Genomic DNA, 19,454 nt, shown 5'->3' with positions numbered 1-19,454 from the left:
TGGGGCAAGAGCGTTTTGCTTACTTTTGCGCTTTTCAAAAGTGAGCCGCCGTCAGGGCGGAACCCTAAGTAGCCGTGACCGCAGAAACGGATATGTACTCGATCTGATCCAACATCCTGGTCGGCCTAGAGGCCGCCATCGGGGGCAAGCCCCCTCCCACAATTTAACCCAGGGCTAAATTCGGAACTGGCGCAACAACCCGTCAAGCTGCTCGCTCAAGCCCCGCAACTGCGCGCTGGCCACGCTCGACTGTTCAGCCGCCAGCGCGGTGCTGTGGGACAGCCCGGCCGCCTGGGTGACGTTCTGATTGATGTCCTCCACCACATGCGCCTGTTGCAGAGTGGCACTGGCAATCGAGGCATTCAGGCCGTTGAGATTATGCAGCGCCTGGCCGATCGCATTGAGGCTCGCACCGGCCAGGCCGGCTTGCTCGATGGTCAGTTGCGAGGCGCTGTGGCTGTCGCTGATCACCTTGACCGCCGCTTCCGAATGCCCTTGCAGGCGCTCGATCATTGCCTGGATTTCGGCCGTGGATTTTTGCGTGCGCTGGGCCAGCAGGCGTACCTCATCGGCTACCACTGCAAACCCACGGCCCTGTTCGCCGGCGCGTGCGGCTTCGATGGCGGCGTTGAGGGCGAGCAGGTTGGTCTGGTCGGCAATCGACCGAATCACTTCCAGCACGCCGCCGATCTGGGTGCTTTCGCTGGACAGGGTACGGATCACCTCCACGGCCTGGCTGATGGTGCTCGAGAGCTGGTCGATCTGCTGCAAACTGCTGTCGATGTTGACCTGGCCCTGCTGCGCCTGGGCCTGGGCATCGCGCATTTCGCTGGCGGCGTGCTCGGCATTCTTGGCCACGTCCTGCACGCCGTAGGTGACTTCATTGATGGCGGTGGCCACCAGTTCCATCTGTTGCGACTGCTGCTGGCTGCGGTCGTGGGCCTGGCTGGCGTTGTGGCCCAACTCGGTGGACGACTCGCCGAGGGCGTTGGCACACACCTGCAATTGGCCGACCACCTGGCGCAATTTGGCGGTGAAGGTATTGAAGTGCCGGGACAGCTGGGTGACCTCGTCACGCCCGTGAGTGTCGAGGCTGCGGGTCAGGTCGCTTTCGCCGCTGGCGATGTTGGCCATCGCAGTCACCGCAGCCTGCAACGGCTGCACGATACTGCGCGCGATCAACAGCACCAGCAGGGCCATGACCAGTGCAATGGCCAGGCCGATAGCAGAGGCTTTCCACACCTGGACGCTGAACTCGGCCTGCACGTCGTCCACGTAGACGCCCGAGCCGATGATCCAGCCCCAGGGCTCGAACAGTTGGATGTATGAGGTTTTCTGCACCGGCGCATCGGCCCCAGGCTTGGGCCAGCGGTAATTGACGATGCCGGCGCCCTTGGCCTTGGCCAGGCTCACGAATTCATTGAACACGGCAAACCCGTCCGGATCGCGGATCGCCGAGAGGTTCTGGCCGTCCAGCTTGGGGTTGGCCGCGTGCATGATCATCACGGGGGTGAGGTCGTTGATCCAGAAGTAGTCGTCGTGGTCGTACCGCAGGCCGCGCACCGCGCTCAGGGCTTGTTGCTGCGCCGCTTGACGGGTGAGTGCGCCGGTCTTTTCCAGGTTCTGGTAGTAGCCGAGCACGCCGCTGGCGGTTTGCACCACGTGCTGGGTCTGTTGGCGCTTGGCCTGGTAGAGGTCATCATGGATCTGTTTGAGCATCAGGGCGCCCAAAGTCAGCAGCATCAGCACGGCGACTATCAGGATCAGCCAGAGGCGTCGGCTGATCGACATATTGCGCAAACTGTTCATCGTCCTGTCACTCCGAGCCTTTTATAATTGTGGGTGTTGCATCGACTTTTGCGGCTTGTCTGATAGGCTTTCGGCCCGTAATCGAAAAACCTGAGTACTGCCTGATTTTTCACGGAATTTTTGCATTCCGGCATTGAGAATCAACGCCGGGCGCTGCAGTGCGCTCGTTGTCAGTGAACTTTAAAAAACACTAGGAGGCACGCCAGGCGCGTGACCTTTGGAGAAAGCATGGATTTTTGGACCGCCATACAGGCACTGATTCTTGGCGTGGTCGAGGGGCTGACGGAGTTTTTGCCGATCTCCAGCACCGGCCACCAGATCATCGTCGCTGACCTGATCAACTTCGGCGGCGAGCGTTTCGAGGCATTCAATATCATTATCCAGCTGGGCGCGATCCTCGCCGTGGTCTGGGAATTCCGGCGCAAGATCCTCGACGTAGTCATCGGCTTGCCCACCCAGCGCAACGCCCAGCGTTTCACCGTGAACCTGATCATCGCCGTGTTGCCGGCGGTGGTGCTGGGGGTGATTTTCGCTGACCTGATCAAGCATTACCTGTTCAACCCGATCACCGTGGCCACGGCCCTGGTGGTGGGCGGTGTGATCATGTTGTGGGCTGAACGTCGCCAACATGCGGTGCATGCGCAAACTGTCGACGAGATCACCTGGAAGGACGCGCTAAAGGTCGGCGTGGCGCAGTGCCTGGCCATGATCCCGGGCACTTCACGCTCCGGTGCAACGATCATCGGCGGCCTGTTGTTCGGCCTGTCGCGCAAGACCGCTACCGAGTTTTCGTTCTTCCTGGCCATGCCGACTATGGTCGGTGCTGCGCTGTACTCGGGCTACAAATACCGCGACCTGTTCCAGCCGGCGGACCTGCCGGTGTTCGCCATTGGCTTTGTCACCTCGTTCATCTTCGCGATGATTGCGGTCAAGGGCCTGCTCAAATTTATCGCCAACCACAGCTATGCGGCCTTTGCCTGGTACCGCATCGCGTTCGGCCTGGTGATCCTGGCGACCTGGCAATTCGGCTGGATCGACTGGACCGCCGTCAAACCATGAACATCCAGCACCCACGCCTGAAAGCGTTGCTCCTGGTGCTGCTGTGCGCGGCGCCGCTGCTGGGTTCGGCGCTGCTGTGGCAGCGCGGGGAGACCGTGATCCCGCTGGCGGCCTACGGCGTGGTCAGCGTGGTGGCGTTCTTTCTGTACTGGAGCGACAAGCGCAAGGCGCAGACCGAGGGCCGGCGCATCCCGGAAAACATCCTGCACGCCGTCGAGCTGGCGGGCGGTTGGCCGGGGGCGTTGATCGCGCAGCAGGTGTTCCGGCACAAGACGCGCAAGGTGTCCTACCAGGTGCTGTTCTGGGTGATCGTGCTGCTGCACCAGGTGTTCTGGCTGGACCAGCTGTTTCTCGGCGGCACGCTACTGTCAATCCTCTAGCACCAACCCGACCTGTGTGCGCTTGGGCAGCTTGCTCACCACCAGCTGGTGCGAGCGCTGCAACAAGCCACGCAGTTCCTCGGAACCGAGCGGGTAGGGCGTGTTCATGATGATCCACTGCGCACGTGCCAGGTACGGCGCCGGGTGGATGCCCGGGCGATCAACGTGGCCGAGGAACAGCGCCTTGTCGACCTTGAACGCCAGGGAGTCGCCGCGCAGGTTCTGCAACGCGAACATCTTGTTGCCGGCAATCGAGAACACCCGCACGCCGCCCCATTTGTAGTCCTCGCGCGCCCCTGGCAGGCTCAGGCAGAACGCCGCGACTTGTGCTTCGGTCATGCTCATAACAGACGGTCTCCGCAGCCTTTGAAGCCCTCTTCCATATAGTCGATCCAGGCGCGAATCGCCGGCAGCACGCCGCGCCGATGCGGGTACACGGCCTGCAGCCAGCCACCGGGTAACGACCATTGCGGCAACAGTTGCACCAGCCGGCCGTTGGCCAGTTCTTCTTCGCAATCCATCATCGGCAGCACCGTGAAGCCCACGCCCATGAGGGCGCTGGTCTTGCGTACGATGAAGTCTTCGATGCCCAGGCGAGCCTCCATGACCAGCTCATGGGCGTTGCCCTGGGGGTCGATGATGCGCTGGTGCACCATGCGGTCCGCCTCGAGTGCACCCATGATCGGCAATTGCCTGAGTTCTTCCAGGGTCTCTACCCGGCGGTCACGCAGGAGTGCCGGGCTGGCCACCAGCACAGTTTGCGCCCGGCGCAGGCGTTTGGTGACCAGCAGCGGGTCTTCGTCGCCTAACTCGCGTACGCGCAACGCCACGTCGATGCCTTCGGCCACCAGGTCGACGCGACGATTCACCAGCGTCATGTCCAACTGCACCAGCGGGTGCGCGGCGAGAAACCCGGCCACCAGTTCCGGCATGATCTGCTGAGCCAGCCCGACCGGGCACGTGACCCGTAGGCGCCCCCGGGGCTCGGTGGACATGCTGGCCACGGCCTCATCGGCCATTTCCGCCTCCACCAGCATTGCCTGGCAGTGGCGCAGGTAGCGTTCGCCGACGGCGGTCAGGGTCAGTTGCCGCGTGGTGCGTTGCAGCAGGCGTGCGCCCAGGCGCTCCTCCAGCTCGGCAATGCGCCGCGACAGCCGCGACTTGGGAATCCCCAATAAACGCCCGGCGGCGGCGAAACCGCCGGCTTCGACGACTTTGGCAAAGTAATAGAGGTCGTTAAGGTCTTGCATGCTGGGCCTATTGTCCTGTCAGTGGGACAATCTATCGCATTCCAGGTGACTTATCGACGATTGATTAGGTGCGTAGTATCACCACCATCTGATCGCCCCTGTCGATCCCACCTCGGAGACCCCACCATGAAACTGTTGCATATCGATTCCAGCATCCTCGGCGACAACTCGGCTTCCCGTCAGCTCAGCGCCGGCGTGGTCAAGGCATGGCAAGCCGCCGAGCCGGGCGTGGAAGTGACTTACCGTGACCTGGCCAGCGAAGGGATCAATCATTTTTCCGGCGCGACCCTGAGCGCATTGGGCACCGCTGCTGAACTGCGCAATGCCGCGCAAAAGCATGAAGCCGAACTGAGCGCATCGTCGCTGGCTGAGTTCCTCGCCGCCGACGCCGTGGTGGTCGGCGCGCCGATGTACAACTTCACCATCCCGACCCAGCTCAAAGCCTGGATCGACCGTATCGCCGTCGCCGGCCAGACCTTCCGCTACACCGAAACCGGTCCCGAAGGCCTGTGCGGCAACAAGAAAGTCATCATTGTCTCCACTGCCGGCGGCCTGCATGCCGGCCAGGCATCCGGTGCCGCCCATGAAGGCTACCTGAAGCTGCTGTTTGGCTTCTTCGGCATCACCGATATCGAAATCGTACGCGCCGAAGGACTGGCCTACAGCGACGAAATGCGCAGCAAAGCGTTGAGCGACGCCAACGTGCGGATCAGCGAGCAATTGTTCGCCGCCGCGTAAGGCTTGTGTAAATGTTCGCCTCGCCCTGTTTCAATCTGAAGCCGAGCGCCTAAACTCTGTATTCTGATCGCCTGAGCGCGAGCGGAGTACGGAGTTTTTCCATTTATGGCCCAGGTTATGCAGCTTGGGTTCAATACCCGGGAATTTTTAGACGGCCTGCCGGTTCTCATGCAGCAAAGGTGGACATCCCCATGATGCGTCTCTGTGCTGTTTTGGTTCTTTCCCTGTGCGGCGGCCTGCTTTCAGTGCACGCCGCGCCTGCGCCGCACCCGCATTGGAGTGTGGGCTTTCATCGCATGAGCATTCTCGACCCGCTGGATTCGCAGCCGATGAAGGCCATTGCGTTTTACCCTTCCACCGACGCCGAACACACCACGGCGCTGGGCCCCTACCATGTGGCGGCTGGCGAAGACGCCAAGGTTGCCATCGGCCGTTTCCCGATGCTGATGTTGTCTCATGGCAATACCGGCACACCGCTGGCCCTGCATGATCTGGCCACCTCGCTGGCGCGCAAGGGCTTTGTGGTGGTGGCAGTGCTGCACCCCGGCGACAACTACCAGGACCACAGCCGCCTGGGCACCGTGAGCAATTTGTATGGTCGCCCAATCCAGATTTCACAGGCCATCACTGCGGCGTTGAACGACCCGATGCTGTCGCCCTTCGTCGACATCGACCAGGTGGGCGTGATCGGCTATTCGGCCGGCGGCGAAACCGCGTTGATCCTGGCGGGTGCCAAACCGGATTTCGAGCGCCTGCGCCGCTATTGCCAGCAGCGCCCGGAGGACCGTGACGCCTGCACCACCAAGGGCGAACTGGTGGTCGACCGTGACGACTTGCAGCCCCAGGCTGATCCGCGCATCCATGCGCTGATGCTGATGGCGCCGCTGAGCCTGATGTTCGGTCGCCATACCCTGGCCGACGTGCACGTACCGGTGCTGCTCTACAGCGGCGATGGCGACCAGTTGGTGGCCGTGGACAAAAACGCCGCCGCTTTGGCGCGCAAACTGCCGCAGCCGCCGGACTTCAAACTGCTGGCCGGGGCAGGGCACTTCGTGTTCATGGCACCGTGTGACAGCGATCAATTGGCGACGATGCCGGCCATCTGTACCGATGCCGATGGCGTCGACCGTGAGGGCATCCACCGCGACCTGGTCTCCGAGGCCGGGCGCTTTTTCAGTCACACCCTCGGCGAGGCGACCCGCGCCGGGCTGCAGACCGCTGATCAGTAAGCGCGACGCTTGAGCTGCACGGTCAGTACCAGCGCGGTCACTGACAGCAGCGCCGCGCAGAAGAAGATCCAGTCGTAGCCGAGGTTCAGTGCCACGGCGCCCATCAACGGCCCGGCAATCGCCAGGGACAGGTCGAAAAACACCGCAAACGCACTCAGCCCGGCGCCCCGGCTGCTGTCCGGCACGCGCTTGATGGCTTCCACGCCAAGCGCCGGGTAGACCAGTGACAAACCGACGCCGGCCAACCCTGCGCCAATCAACGCCACGCCGGTCGACGGCGCCAACCACAGCAGCGCGAGGCCCAGGGTTTCGATGACCATGCAGGCGATGGCGGCGGTAAAACCACCGACGCGGCTGATGGCGGAAATAAACACCAGGCGCGACAGAATGAAACACGCGCCGAACACCGTCAGGCAGTACGCCGCGCCGGTCCAGCCGCGATTCAGGTAATACAGTGTGATAAACGTGGTCAGCGTGCCGTAGCCAATCGAGGCCAGGCACAGGCTGGTGCCATACGGTGCAATATGGCCGAACACCGCCCAGAACGGCAGGCGCTTGCCGCGCACCACCGGTACCGAAGGCTTATTGCGGATCAGCACCAGGCCCAGCGCGGCCAACCCCGCCAGCGCCAGGCCCAGGCTGGCGAAGCCGTAATCGGCCACCATCACCACCCCCAGCGGCGCGCCAATGGCAATTGCGCCGTAGGAGGCGATGCCGTTCCAGGAGATCGAGCGGGCCGTATGCTCGGAACCGACCGCGCCCATGCACCAACTGATGGTCCCGACGCCAATCAAACCCTGGGCCACACCCAGCAGCAGCCGACCGGCGATCAGGATAGCCAGGCTCAGCGCCGGCAAGTGCTCAAGCAGGACGGCGATGAACGTCAGCACGCCACTGATCAGGATACCGGCCAGGCCCAGCACAATCGCACGCTTGGTGCCGACATTGTCCGACATGCGCCCGGCCATCGGCCGACTGAGCAAGGTGGCCAGGTACTGCGATCCGATGGTCACGCCGGCAACGACTGCGCTGTAGCCCAGATGCTCGTGCACATAGCCTGGAATCACCGCAATCGGCAGGCCGATGCAGATAAACGCGATAAAGGTGTAGAAGACGATGGAGACGATCTGCAGGGTGATCGACAGGGAGGAGGGGGCGGCGGGCATGAATAGTCAATCGCTGGCGGGCAGTAGAAGCATCATGGCATATTCCGCACGACTGTAGGAGCGAGCTTGCTCGCGAAGAACGTCAACGATAACGCGGGTTGCCTGATTCTGCGCGGTGCTCTGAGGTTTTTCGCGAGCAAGCTCGCTCCTACAGGAGTGTGCATGCAAAAAAGCCCTGTCACAGGAACAGGGCTTTTTCTTGCAGCTTCCAGCTACGTGCTGTTCTTAGAACACCACACCCTGGCTGCGCAGGTAGTCGTCATAGGTGCCGCTGAAGTCGATCACGCCGCTGGCGCTCAACTCGATGATACGGGTGGCCAGGGACGATACGAACTCACGGTCATGGCTGACGAAGATCAGCGTACCCGGATAGTTCTCCAGCGCCAGGTTCAGCGCTTCGATGGATTCCATGTCCAAGTGGTTGGTCGGTTCGTCCATGATCAGCACGTTCGGCTTTTGCAGGATCAGCTTGCCGAACAGCATGCGGCCTTGTTCACCACCGGAGATCACTTTTACCGACTTCTGGATTTCATCGTTGGAGAACAGCATGCGGCCCAATGTGCCACGAATCATCTGCTCGCCCTGGGTCCACTGGCCCATCCAGTCGAACAGGGTGACGTCGTCTTCGAAGTCATGGGCGTGGTCCTGGGCGTAGTAACCCAGTTCAGCGGCGTCGGTCCACTTGATGCTGCCGGCGTCCGGGGTCAGTTCGTTGACCAGGGTGCGCAGCAGGGTCGTCTTGCCGATACCGTTCGGGCCGATGATCGCCACGCGCTCGCCGGCTTCAACCTGGAAGCTGAAGTCCTTGAACAACGGCTTGCCGTCAAAACCCTTGGCCATCTTCTCGACCATGACCGCCTGACGGTGCAGCTTTTTGTTCTGTTCGAAACGGATGAACGGGCTCACGCGGCTTGACGGCTTGACCTCGGCCAGTTGGATCTTGTCGATCGCCTTGGCACGGGAAGTGGCCTGCTTGGCTTTCGAGGCGTTGGCCGAGAAGCGGCTGACGAAGGATTGCAGCTCGGAGATCTGCGCCTTCTTCTTGGCGTTGTCCGACAGCAGTTGCTCGCGGGACTGGGTCGCCACGGTCATGTATTCGTCGTAGTTGCCCGGGAACAGGCGCAGCTCGCCGTAGTCCAGGTCAGCCATGTGGGTGCACACGCTGTTCAGGAAGTGACGGTCGTGAGAGATGATGATCATCAGGCTGGAGCGCTGGGTGAGGATGTTTTCCAGCCAGCGAATGGTGTTGATGTCCAGGTGGTTGGTCGGTTCGTCGAGCAACAGCACTTCCGGATCGGAGAACAGCGCCTGGGCCAGCAATACACGCAGCTTCCAGCCGGGCGACACTTCGCTCATCGGGCCGAAATGCTGTTCCAGTGGAATACCCAGGCCCAGCAGCAGCTCGCCGGCACGGGATTCGGCGGTGTAGCCGTCCATCTCGGCGAACTCGGTTTCCAGCTCGGCCACGGCCATGCCGTCTTCTTCGCTCATTTCCGGCAGCGAGTAGATGCGGTCACGCTCGGCCTTGACCCTCCACAGCTCTTCGTGGCCCATGATCACGGTGTCGAGCACGGTGAATTGTTCGTAGGCGAACTGGTCCTGGCGCAGCTTGCCCAAGCGCACATTCGGCTCCAGCATGACCTGGCCGCCGGACGGCTCGAGGTCGCCGCCGAGGATTTTCATGAAGGTCGACTTGCCGCAACCGTTGGCACCGATCAAACCATAGCGGTTGCCGGCGCCGAACTTGACCGAGACGTTCTCGAAGAGCGGCTTGGCGCCGAACTGCATGGTGATGTTAGCTGTGGAGATCAATTACTTTACCTATCAATGGGTTGCGAGCGTGACGGCAGGTGCCTTCAGGCATGCGTCAACAGCGACATCAAGGCGCGAAACCCGGTCGCTGAACGGAAAATTTGGGATGTGTGTTGGAATTTGGCGCGCATTGTCGCATATGTCAGGCGACAGTTGTATGGCCAGCGAAGGTTGGTTTAGCCAATGTCTCCGGCATGGCCAGCCATAGCAGTAGCAATGCGGCGGCGGCCACCCCGGCCAGGGTCAGGAAGGCGGCGTTGTAGCCGGCCATTTGCACCACGAAGCCGGCCAGACTGCTGCTCAGTGCCGCGCCCAGGCCAAACACGGTCGACAGCGCGCCGAGGCTGACGTTGAAGCGGCCGGTGCCTTGGGTCAGGTCCTTGACGATCACCGGGAACAGCGCGCCGAAAATGCCCGCGCCGATGCCATCGAGCATCTGCACGGCAACCAGCCAATAGGGGTCGTTGGACAAGGTGTAGAGCACGCCGCGCAGCGGCAGGATCATGAATCCGGCCAGCAGCAGCGGCTTGCGCCCCCACACATCGGCCTTGATCCCCACCAGCATCGCCGTCGGCACCATCACCAATTGCGCCGCGACGATGCAGGCCGAGGTCAACGGCGTGGCCATCTGCAGGTTGATCTGCGACAGCTTCTGGCTGACCAGCGGCAGCATCGCGGCATTGGCCAGGTGAAACAGCGCGCAGCAAATGGCGAACAGCAGCAGCGGACGGTTGGCGAGCAGGACGCGCAGGCCCGAGGGCTGCTCATGGTCGGTGTGGTGAGCCGGGTCGAAGCCACGGGCCACCTCGTGGTCGATCGCCTTGGCCGGGACGCAACTGACGGCGACGACACTGGCGACGGCCATAAACGCCATCAGGTAGAACACCACCACCGGTCCGAACAGATACGCCAGGCCGCCGGCCAGCAATGCCGCGACGGCGTTGCCGGCGTGATTGAAGGTTTCGTTGCGCCCGGTACGCCGGGTAAACGCGCGCGGGCCGGTGATGCCCAGGGAAATCGCGGAAATCGCCGGGGCGAACACCGAGGCGGCGATGGCGCTGGCGGCCTGGGTCAGCGCCACCCAGCCAAATGAACTGACGAAGGGCAGCATCAGGCAACTGAGCGTGACCAGCAGCGCGGCAATCGCAATCACCGCGCGTTTGCTGCGGGTACGGTCGATCAACGCACCCGCCGGGCCCTGGGTGAGCAACGCGGCGACCCCGGCCAGGGTCATGACCACGCCGATACTGGCCGGGTCCCATTGGTGTACTGCGAGCAGGTAAATCGCCAGGTACGGCCCCAGGCCGTCGCGTACATCCGCGAGGAAGAAATTCAGGCTGTCCAGGGACAAGGCAGTGCGCAGGTCTGAGTGATGGGCCACGATGCTATCTTCCAGAGCGCCGTCCGGGGCTGGACATGCGTTGGGGTAATGACCTGCACGCCGGGTAATTAGTTCGCGGTCGCCAGGCAATTTCAGGCGCAAAAAAAAGCCCGCAAGCAGAGGCGGGCCAAGGGATTCACTGGAGTAGGTAGGCTTCACCCTATAGGTCGCAAAGTGAAGGCCTTGTGAAAATGCTGTGATCAATCCGCGAAAGCAGGCCGTTCATGCCCTGCGCACGAAGGTGCGCATGGTCTGCCCCGGGCCCGTGCTGAATACGGTGGGCCGGGGCATGCCTGCATCGGCGGCGATAAACACAAAATGATCGCCGTCCAGGTGATAGCTGGCCGGTAACGACTTGCCGGCGTCCGCGCCGATGGCGTCCACCCAGGTAATGCTTTTAGGCGTGGTGTCGGCGTCCAGCACAAAACGGCCCGCCAACAGGGTTTCCCCCTCGACGGTGACGACTTCGAATGTATCGGCACTGATGGTGGTAATTGCACCTGGCGCGCTATGTGCATCTGGCGGGTTGAGCACGCCATTGTCTTCCAGAGCGATTTGCTCCCAGGCACCTTGGAGGGCGCGATAGTCCGTGGCTGAAGAGGATGGCATGCAACTTCCTTTTGCTGAGGGGAGAGGCGGGCAATTGTATCGGCAATGTAACAACACTGCGGATAACGAGATTTTTTTCTTTATGCGACAGCTATTTGACAGCTTTTTCATGTTGGATTGACTACGCTTATAGCGTGATAAGTCCCACATAAAAATATCTTCGTGACTACACGTCGGCATAAAGCAGAAATAATCCCTAAAGCCGTGGGATTTTTCGTCAGCCTAAGTGGTCAGACTGCCATTGGTCGGCCGTGTTCAGGGCGTTGTCCCTGACTTGAAGCCGCTAGGGCTTCCGCTAAGTGATGGCCTTTTAGTATTAAATTAAGGTGTTCTTATTTTGAATCGAAGTTCCTCGCTCACGCCCGCTGTAGCGTCTGATGAAATGGATCTGTTTGAATTGTTCAATGCCATATGGCGGCAGAAGAAGCTGATCGTGGGGTGTACGGTTCTGGCGGGGATCCTGGGGGCGGGGTATGCCTTTCTGGCACCCAAGACCTTTGAAGTCAGCAGTGTGCTGCGGCCTGCGGCGATCAATGAACTGGACGCACTGAACCGCTCCGAAGTGTATAAATTGCCGCCCGCTGATGCGTTGCTCAAAGTAGGCGCGCAGTTGGACTCCTACGAGGCGCGCCTGGGCTTCTTCAAGGACCATGAGGAGTTGTTCAAGGCGTTCAAGAAGCCAGGGCAAACCCTGGAGCAGAGTTTTGAAGACTTCAATCGCAACTCGGTCAATCTGATCCTGCCGGACCCGAAGAAGGCCGATTCGCTGAGCAACTACATTCGCCTGGAATTGCAGTATCCGACCGATGTCGACGGGGTGAAAATCCTCAACGGCTTTGTTGACTACGCCATTGCCGCAGAGCGTCAGCAGGTGGGGGCCGACCTCAAGGTCATCGTGAACAACCGCCTCAATGAGCTCAAGGGCAAGATCGACGCGGCCCGTGCCAACTACGACACCGACAAGGAATCGAAGATCGCCAAGCTGCTCGAAGCCGACCGGCTCAAGCGCGCCCAATTGGAAGATGAGCTCAGCGCCCTGCGCCTGCAGATGAAAATGGAACGGACCAACCGCCTGGCGGAATTGGCTGAAGCCATCGGCATCGCCCAGTCCATGGGCATCAGGACACCGACCACGCCATCGTCGATGGCCGACGCCACGCGAACCGGCTCAAGCCAGGTGATGCGCACCGAGGTCAACAATCAGAAGATTCCGTTGTACTTCATGGGTACCGAGGCGCTGGAGGCCGAGCGCGCCTCGCTGCAAAAGCGCACCAGCGATGACTTCACCAACCCGCGTATTGCCGAAATTGGCAAGGAACTGCGGTTGCTGGACGCCAACCGCGAAGTTGAAGTGCTGCGCAAACGTGGCAATGAAGACATTTTCCTCCAGGACGTAGAACCGCTGCGCGCCGAAATCGCCAGGCTGCGTGGTTTGAACATCGACATGAGCAACCTGAAACTGGTGACGATCGACCGCCGCGCCCAGGAGCCGCTGTCACCGGTCAAACCGAAAAAAGCCCTGGTCATTGCATTGAGCGTGGTGGGCGGTTTGCTGCTGGGCCTGGTGATCGCGCTGGTCCGCCACCTGGTGTTGACCCGACGCGAAGTCGTGCCGTTCTCGGCATTGGAAGACAGCAGTTTTTCCCGCCGTGAGCGTAAGGACGATCAACTGTAAGCCGTCGCACCGCCCTCTAGTGGGCGGGTCTTGCGGCCCGCCCGCTCATCCCCCCAGCACACTTCATAGACAGCTTTTCACAATTCTTAGTTAACCTTTGGTTACAAAGTATGGCTAAATAACCGCCAATGGTCACACATCGCATGGTCCTCCAGCCGGTCGTGTCACCTGTATGTGAATTGTGATTTCAGGTGCTGCTTATCCATCCTCGGCCGTTGTGGGCACGCAGGAGCAGCCTGTTCTCTCCCTGACGTGTGACGAATCCCTTGAAACTCATCATTGTTGCTCTCTACGTTGCCTCCATCGCGTATGTACACCTGCGTGGCCGGGTGCGACACAAGCTGGGCCGCCAGCTCAGCGATCATTCGACATTCCTGGCGCCGATCAACTGCTTCCTGTACCTGTTCTCCAAGCAACCCAGCCGCCCGTTTCTGTCGCCCAGCGACTTTGCGGACCTGCGCCCGTTGCAGGAGCACTGGGAAGAGATTCGCCAGGAAGGCCAGAACCTGATGCGCGCCGGGGAAATCAAGCGTTCGCAGCAGTACAACGATGTGGGTTTCAATTCGTTCTTCAAGTCCGGCTGGAAGCGCTTCTACCTCAAATGGTACGGCGACAGTCATCCCTCAGCGATGAAACTGTGCCCGCGCACCACCGAACTGGTGCAAAGCATCGGCTCGATCAAGGCCGCGATGTTCGCCGAGCTGCCGCCGGGCTCCAAGCTCGTGCGTCACCGTGACCCTTACGCGGGTTCCTACCGTTATCACCTGGGGCTGGATACGCCGAACGATCCGGGCTGCTATATCAATGTGGACGGTGAAAGCTATTACTGGCGCGACGGCGAAGCGGTGATGTTTGACGAGACCTACATTCACTATGCCGAGAACACCACGTCGCATAACCGCATCATTCTGTTCTGCGACATCGAACGGCCGATGAAATACCGCTGGGCGGCCGCATTCAACCGCTGGTTCAGCCGCAATGTGATGGCCGCTGCGGGGTCGCCCAACGACGAGGGCGACAAGACCGGCGCACTCAATCGTGCCTTTACCCGCCTGTACAAAATCAGGTTGCGTGGCAAGGAGCTCAAAAAGCGCAATCGCACGCGCTATTACCTGGAAAAATGGGCAATCTTCGCCGCGTTGGCGCTGATCTTCATCCTGATCTGATCTGAGTGCGCGCGAATCACTTCGGTGGCTTCGCGCCCAGCTTGTCCCACATCCGCTTGCTGATCTTCTGACGATTGGCATAGCCGGCCCAAGGGTCATCCTTCAAATCGCGCAACCGTTCGTGCAGATTGGCCACTGTCCATTGCTGGGCGCCGCGCAAGTCATTGAGTTCATCCCGACTGACGGGCACCGACACCGGCAGTCCCGGACGTGCCCGCACGGAATAAGCCGCCACCGTGCTGGCGCCGCGGGCGTTGCGCAGGTAATCGATGAAGATTTTGCCCACGCGGTTCTTCGGGCCGCTGGTGGCGGTAAAGCGCTCCGGCAGTTGCCGGGTCATGAATTGAGCGATGGCTTTGGCAAACGCTTTGACCGTGTCCCAGTTATCCCGTCGCGCCAACGGTACGATCAGGTGAAAGCCTTTGCCACCGCTGGTTTTGACGAAGGCCTGCAAACCTATTTCATCCAGTACCGACAGCGTCAACTGCGCCGCTTCCAGCATGGACTTCCAGGGCAGCGCGGGGTCCGGGTCGAGGTCAAGGACGAACAGGTCGGGGGTTTCGATCTTGTCTGTGGTCGCGCCCCAGGTGTGCAGCTCAACCGTGCCCATTTGCACCGCGCCGATCAGGGCATCGGCGCTGTCTATTTCCATCAGGCGGGCATGGCCGGGGTCCAGTGCCTGGTCCAACTGCTTGATGTGCGGGATGGTCATGCGCTCGGAATGCTTCTGGAAGAACTGTTCGCCTTCGATGCCCTCCGGCGCCCTGAGCAGCGAGACGGGCCGGTTGCGCAGGAAGGGCAGGATGGATGCGCTGATATCGGCGTAGAACTGCGCCAGTGCCTGCTTTTGCGTGCCGCTCTGCGTGTCGATGACACGATCAGGGTGGGTGATTTTCATGGCTTTTACGGTTTTCACCGCCTTCTCGGGCTTTTTCGCCTTTGGCGCCGTCACCGATGTGGCCGTACGCGGCTGTTCATGAATGATCTGCTCAGCGGGCTTGTCGGTGCGCATGCCCACAAATGCAGCCTGGCGCACCAGGCCTTCCCGGGTCCATTGCGCAAATTGCACTTCACCGACCAGGCGCGGCTCAACCCAGTGCACGCCGCGCGCCTGGGCGCTGGTCAGCGGTTTTTGCAGCGGCGAGTCCGTGCGCTCCAGCGGGGTGAGTTGGGCGTAGATGGCTTTAAGCGACGCCTGGTCGAAACCGGTGCCCACACGCCCGGCATACACCAGCCCGGCGTCGTCGTTGACCGCCAGCAGCAGCGCACCAAACCCGGTGCGCGAGCCTTTGGGGCGGGTATAGCCGACAATCACGAACTCCTGGCGCAACCGGCATTTGAGCTTGATCCAGTCGGCACTGCGGCTGGACACATAAGGGCTGCCGGCGCGCTTGCCGATCACACCCTCCAGGGCCAGGTCGCAGGCGCTTTGGAAAATGTCGCGGTGGTCGGCGGCAAAGGCTTCGGAGAAACGCAGCAGCTTGCTCTTGCTGGCGGACAGGGCGGATTCAAGTGCCGCGCGACGGCTTTCGAGCGGTTCCTCGCGCTGATCGCGGCCGTCAAGAAACGGCGCATCGAACAGGTAGTAAACGATGTCGAGGCTGCGACCGATGTCGAAGGCATTCTGCAAGGCCTGGAAATCCGGCAAGCCGTCGTCGTTGAGACTGACCACTTCGCCATCCAGCCAACTGTCCTTGAGTTTGAGCGCTTGCAAGGCTTTGGCCTGGCGCGGCAGGCGCTCGGTCCAGTCGTGGCCGTTGCGGGTGAACAGGCGTACCTCACCTTTGAGGATGCGCGTCAGGATGCGGTAACCGTCGAATTTGATCTCGTAGTGCCAGTCACCTTCGGGGGCCCGATCGACCAGGGTTGCCAGTTGCGGGGAGAATGCCTCGGGCACGGCGGTTGCCGCCTTGCGCGTGCTCGCCTTGGGCGCCGCTTTGGGTTTCGCTGGCGTATTGGTCTTGGCCTTGGGTTTACCGACCACCGCATCGCTGAGCACGCTGGCGGGTTGGGCCGCGACGATATCGTACTCAGCCGAGGGACGCGCCTGTTGGTCCTTTTCCTTGATCAGCAGCCATTGTTCCTTATCACCGCTGCCTTTGAGCCGGGTGCGCACCAAGGTCCAATCGCCCGTGAGTTTTTCGCCGACCAGGCCGAATTTCAGTTTGCCGGCGGCATAGGCCTTGTGCGGATCGTCATGGGGTTGCCAGATGCCGCGGTCCCACACGATGACATCGCCTGCGCCATATTGCCCGGCGGGAATGCTGCCTTCAAAGCCGCCATAACTCAGGGGATGGTCCTCGACGTGCACCGCCAGGCGTTTCTGGCTCGGGTCCAGGCTGGGTCCCTTGGGCACGGCCCAGCTCAACAGCACACCGTCCAGTTCCAGGCGAAAGTCGTAGTGCAGGTTGCGCGCAGCATGCTTCTGAATCACAAAGCTCAGGGCCGACGCGTTGCGCTTGCCGGCCGGTGACTCGCCGGCCGGCTCGGCGGTAATCTCGAAGTCGCGTTTGCGGTTGTACTCGCCCAGGGGCTTTGCCATGTCGTTCTCCAGCCAATGGCAGGCTCAAGAGGCCTTTTTGTTGGACTTTTTCGCTGCGGGTTTTTTCGCCGCAGGTTTGCCCGCCAGGCTGCGCTTGAGCAGTTCGGTCAGGTCGATCACATCGGCGGATTTGCGCTCTTCGCTGCCTTCGGTCGATTCGACGTCTTCGATCTTGCCGGCCTTGGCCTTCTTCTCCACCAGCGCCATGATCTTTTCCTGGAAGCTGTCGCGGTATTCCTCGGGTTGCCAGTCTGCGCTCATGTCTTGCACCAGACGCTTGGCCATGTCCAACTCACCCTTGGCCAGGGTCGGCTTGATCACGTCGCTGCCCAATTCCAGTTCATCCAGGCTGCGCACTTCGGCGGGCCAGCGCAGCATCACCAGCACCAGCGCCGACTCCAGCGGCATCAGTGCGGCCAGGTGTTGCTTGGTGTGCAACACCACATTGGCCAGGGCGACTTTGCCGGTTTTTTTCAAGGTCTCGCGCAGCAGCGCATAGACCTTGCCGCCGCGCTTGTCCGGGGCCAGGAAGTAGGGCGTGTCGATGTTCTGCAGGGGAATCTGGTCGCTGGCGACAAAGGCGATGATTTCGATGGTCTGGGTCGACTTCGGGTGGGCCGAGCGGATTTCCTCTTCGCTGAGCACCACGTAGCGGCCCTTTTCATACGCCACGCCCTTGACGATATTCTCCTTGTTGATCTCTTTTCCGGTCGCCTTGTTGATGCGCTTGTAGCCCACCGGGTCCATGCTGCGTTTATCCAGCCAGTCGAAATCAACGCCTTGGGAGGATGTCGCCGACACCAGCGAGACCGGGATGTGAACCAGACCGAAGCTGATGGCGCCTTTCCAGATTGCCCGGGGCATAGATACCTCTCCTTCAAAGAATAAGCCTGTGTTCTGGTGACTCATGGGCCCGGGCAAAAGTTTCGGCGGCTGGATGCTCGGACAGATCCTGTTACACCTGATGAGAAACAATTTAATGTCGCCAGCCGAACCCCTGGGGTAGCGTGTTATCGAAAGCACGAGCACTACTCGACATAGCACTACTCGACATAGAGAGGCATCGTCATGAACAGTTGTAGGCGTTTTCTGGCCCTGCTGGCATTGGGGCTGGTCCTGGCCCCCGTGGTCCAGGCGCAAACCCTGCCGGGCCAATACGATTCCAACAACAGCCCCATTCATCGGGCCAACCCCAACAGCATGCAGGGCACCCAGCCCAATGCGCCGGCCGTTCGCGGTATCCAGACCGCCCCGAGCAACCCTCGGCCTACGGTGGAAAACGGCGGTATCGGCAATCGCTATCCCAAGCGCGACACCGCGCCCAGTCGCCCGACCACCGAAACCCAAGCGCCCACCTATGATGCCAACGGCAATCGCCGGTAAGGACTCGTCTTATGTTTCTACGCAAAACCCTGCTAGCCGCCCTGTGCGCAACCACGCTGCTGCCATTGGCAGTGGCTCAAGCCGCCGAGGGCCGACAGTTTCCCAGTGAGCAAGGCAGCATCACGGCGACGCCGGTCGCCAAGGGCCTGCATCATCCCTGGGCGGTGGCTTTCCTGCCGGACAGGCAAGGCTTCCTGGTGACCGAGCTTCCCGGCCAGCTGCGTTTCGTCAGCCAGGACGGCAAGCTTTCCGCGCCGTTGACGGGCGTGCCGCAGGTGTGGGCCAAGGGGCAGGGCGGTTTGCTTGACGTGGTGCTGTCGCCCGACTTCAAGCAAGACCGCCTGGTCTACCTGTCGTACGCCGAAGGTGGCGGCAAGGATGGCAAGGCCGGGACTGCCGTGGGGCGAGGGCGCCTGGCCGATGACTTGAGTGGCTTGAAGGACTTTACGGTGATTCTGCGCCAGGAGCCCAAGCTGTCCACCGGCAATCACTTTGGTTCGCGCCTGGCGTTTGACCGTGACGGCTACCTGTTCGTGACGTTGGGCGAAAACAACGACCGGCCCACTGCCCAGGACCTGGACAAGCTGCAAGGCAAGGTCGTGCGCATCTACCCGGACGGCCGCGTGCCCGACGACAACCCGTTTGTCGGCCAGCCCGGGGTACGCCCCGAAATCTGGTCCTACGGCCAGCGCAACCCGCAGGGCCTGGCGCTGAACCCGTGGAGCGGGACGATCTGGGAAAACGAACACGGGCCACGTGGTGGGGATGAAATCAACATCATCGAGCGCGGCAAGAACTACGGTTGGCCGTTGGCCACGCATGGCATCAACTATTCGCTTGCGCCGATTCCCGAGGCCAAGGGCAAGACCGCCGAAGGCACCGTAGCGCCGCACCATGTGTGGGAGAAGTCACCGGGGATCAGTGGCATGGCGTTCTACGACGCCGATCGATTCAAGGCCTGGCAGCACAACGTGTTTATCGGCGCATTGGCCAGCCAGGAGCTGATTCGGTTGCAGTTCGAGGGTGACAAGGTTGTGCATGAGGAGCGTTTGCTCGGTGATTTGAAAGCGCGCATTCGTGACGTGCGGCAGGGGCCGGACGGCTTTCTGTATGTGCTGACGGATGAAGATGATGGCGTGCTGTACCGCGTCGGGCTGAATCAGGACTAGGCAGATATAGCTGACGAATGTGGGAGGGGGCTTGCCCCCGATGGCGGCCTCTGGGCCGACCAGGATGTTGGATCAGATCGAGTACA

General features: G+C 61.3%; 17 protein-coding genes. 8 read left to right on the top strand and 9 right to left on the bottom strand.

The window, feature by feature from the left end:
* Nucleotides 1-174 precede the first annotated feature (174 nt).
* On the bottom strand, nt 175-1,809 hold the full coding sequence (locus BFP90_RS13180; protein WP_065896921.1) for a methyl-accepting chemotaxis protein: 1,635 nt from the start codon (nt 1,807-1,809) through the stop codon (nt 175-177).
* A gap of 228 nt (nt 1,810-2,037) precedes the next feature.
* Between BFP90_RS13180 and BFP90_RS13175 the strand changes: the two genes are divergently transcribed.
* Together BFP90_RS13175 and BFP90_RS13170 are read left to right on the top strand one after the other, a co-directional pair.
* Nucleotides 2,038-2,868 carry an undecaprenyl-diphosphate phosphatase gene (locus BFP90_RS13175; RefSeq protein ID WP_065884577.1) on the top strand — a complete coding sequence of 277 codons (831 nt, stop codon included), beginning with the start codon at nt 2,038-2,040 and terminating at the stop codon, nt 2,866-2,868.
* Nucleotides 2,865-3,248, top strand: a complete 384-nt coding sequence (locus tag BFP90_RS13170; protein WP_065896920.1) for a DUF1294 domain-containing protein — start codon at nt 2,865-2,867, stop codon at nt 3,246-3,248. The genes BFP90_RS13175 and BFP90_RS13170 overlap by 4 nt, the downstream gene beginning before the upstream one ends.
* Here the strand turns inward: BFP90_RS13170 and BFP90_RS13165 are convergent.
* Both BFP90_RS13165 and BFP90_RS13160 read right to left on the bottom strand, forming a co-directional pair.
* On the bottom strand, nt 3,237-3,593 hold the full coding sequence (locus BFP90_RS13165; protein WP_065896919.1) for an MmcQ/YjbR family DNA-binding protein: 357 nt from the start codon (nt 3,591-3,593) through the stop codon (nt 3,237-3,239). The genes BFP90_RS13170 and BFP90_RS13165 overlap by 12 nt on opposite strands.
* The gene (locus tag BFP90_RS13160) at nt 3,590-4,498 is read right to left on the bottom strand and encodes a LysR substrate-binding domain-containing protein (protein WP_065896918.1); all 909 of its coding nucleotides are present in this window, start codon (nt 4,496-4,498) and stop codon (nt 3,590-3,592) included. The genes BFP90_RS13165 and BFP90_RS13160 overlap by 4 nt, the downstream gene beginning before the upstream one ends.
* A 126-nt stretch (nt 4,499-4,624) precedes the next feature.
* Between BFP90_RS13160 and BFP90_RS13155 the strand changes: the two genes are divergently transcribed.
* Both BFP90_RS13155 and BFP90_RS13150 read left to right on the top strand, forming a co-directional pair.
* Complete coding sequence (locus BFP90_RS13155; RefSeq protein ID WP_065896917.1) at nt 4,625-5,236, top strand: FMN-dependent NADH-azoreductase; 612 nt, start codon at nt 4,625-4,627, stop codon at nt 5,234-5,236.
* A gap of 191 nt (nt 5,237-5,427) precedes the next feature.
* A complete protein-coding gene (locus BFP90_RS13150) occupies nt 5,428-6,465 on the top strand; it encodes an alpha/beta hydrolase family protein (protein WP_065884582.1) in 1,038 nt (345 codons plus the stop codon).
* Here BFP90_RS13150 and BFP90_RS13145 read toward each other — a convergent pair.
* From BFP90_RS13145 to BFP90_RS13130, 4 genes are all read right to left on the bottom strand, one after another.
* The gene (locus BFP90_RS13145; RefSeq protein ID WP_065896916.1) at nt 6,459-7,631 is read right to left on the bottom strand and encodes an MFS transporter; all 1,173 of its coding nucleotides are present in this window, start codon (nt 7,629-7,631) and stop codon (nt 6,459-6,461) included. The two genes, BFP90_RS13150 and BFP90_RS13145, sit on opposite strands and share 7 nt — an antisense overlap.
* 225 nt (nt 7,632-7,856) lie before the next feature.
* Nucleotides 7,857-9,443: an ABC-F family ATPase gene (locus tag BFP90_RS13140; protein ID WP_082632055.1), complete on the bottom strand. Its 1,587-nt coding sequence runs from the start codon at nt 9,441-9,443 to the stop codon at nt 7,857-7,859.
* A gap of 142 nt (nt 9,444-9,585) precedes the next feature.
* Nucleotides 9,586-10,824 (bottom strand): MFS transporter, encoded by a 1,239-nt coding sequence (locus tag BFP90_RS13135; protein ID WP_065893329.1) that lies wholly within the window; start codon nt 10,822-10,824, stop codon nt 9,586-9,588.
* A 222-nt stretch (nt 10,825-11,046) separates the two neighbouring features.
* Nucleotides 11,047-11,433 (bottom strand): TIGR03067 domain-containing protein, encoded by a 387-nt coding sequence (locus BFP90_RS13130; RefSeq protein ID WP_065893328.1) that lies wholly within the window; start codon nt 11,431-11,433, stop codon nt 11,047-11,049.
* Between the two features lie 382 nt (nt 11,434-11,815).
* Between BFP90_RS13130 and BFP90_RS13125 the strand changes: the two genes are divergently transcribed.
* Together BFP90_RS13125 and lpxO are read left to right on the top strand one after the other, a co-directional pair.
* On the top strand, nt 11,816-13,108 hold the full coding sequence (locus BFP90_RS13125) for a Wzz/FepE/Etk N-terminal domain-containing protein (RefSeq protein ID WP_122462938.1): 1,293 nt from the start codon (nt 11,816-11,818) through the stop codon (nt 13,106-13,108).
* 266 nt (nt 13,109-13,374) lie between these two features.
* On the top strand, nt 13,375-14,274 hold the full coding sequence (lpxO, locus tag BFP90_RS13120; protein WP_065896914.1) for a lipid A hydroxylase LpxO: 900 nt from the start codon (nt 13,375-13,377) through the stop codon (nt 14,272-14,274).
* Nucleotides 14,275-14,290: 16 nt separating this feature from the next.
* Here the strand turns inward: lpxO and ligD are convergent, their stop codons facing one another.
* Nucleotides 14,291-16,816, bottom strand: a complete 2,526-nt coding sequence (gene ligD, locus BFP90_RS13115) for a DNA ligase D (protein ID WP_065896913.1) — start codon at nt 16,814-16,816, stop codon at nt 14,291-14,293.
* Nucleotides 16,817-16,840: 24 nt separating this feature from the next.
* On the bottom strand, nt 16,841-17,680 hold the full coding sequence (locus tag BFP90_RS13110; RefSeq protein ID WP_065893324.1) for a non-homologous end joining protein Ku: 840 nt from the start codon (nt 17,678-17,680) through the stop codon (nt 16,841-16,843).
* A gap of 204 nt (nt 17,681-17,884) precedes the next feature.
* On the opposite strand from BFP90_RS13110, the gene BFP90_RS13105 reads away from it, so the two are divergent.
* Together BFP90_RS13105 and BFP90_RS13100 are read left to right on the top strand one after the other, a co-directional pair.
* Complete coding sequence (locus tag BFP90_RS13105; RefSeq protein ID WP_065896912.1) at nt 17,885-18,199, top strand: hypothetical protein; 315 nt, start codon at nt 17,885-17,887, stop codon at nt 18,197-18,199.
* A gap of 11 nt (nt 18,200-18,210) precedes the next feature.
* Nucleotides 18,211-19,368 carry a PQQ-dependent sugar dehydrogenase gene (locus BFP90_RS13100; RefSeq protein WP_065896911.1) on the top strand — a complete coding sequence of 386 codons (1,158 nt, stop codon included), beginning with the start codon at nt 18,211-18,213 and terminating at the stop codon, nt 19,366-19,368.
* Nucleotides 19,369-19,454: the final 86 nt, after the last annotated feature.

It is taken from the genome of Pseudomonas sp. 24 E 13, from assembly GCF_900004715.1.
In the GTDB taxonomy this organism is placed as follows: Bacteria; Pseudomonadota; Gammaproteobacteria; order Pseudomonadales; family Pseudomonadaceae; genus Aquipseudomonas; species Aquipseudomonas orientalis_A.
This window is presented reverse-complemented; position numbering and strand designations above follow the sequence as displayed.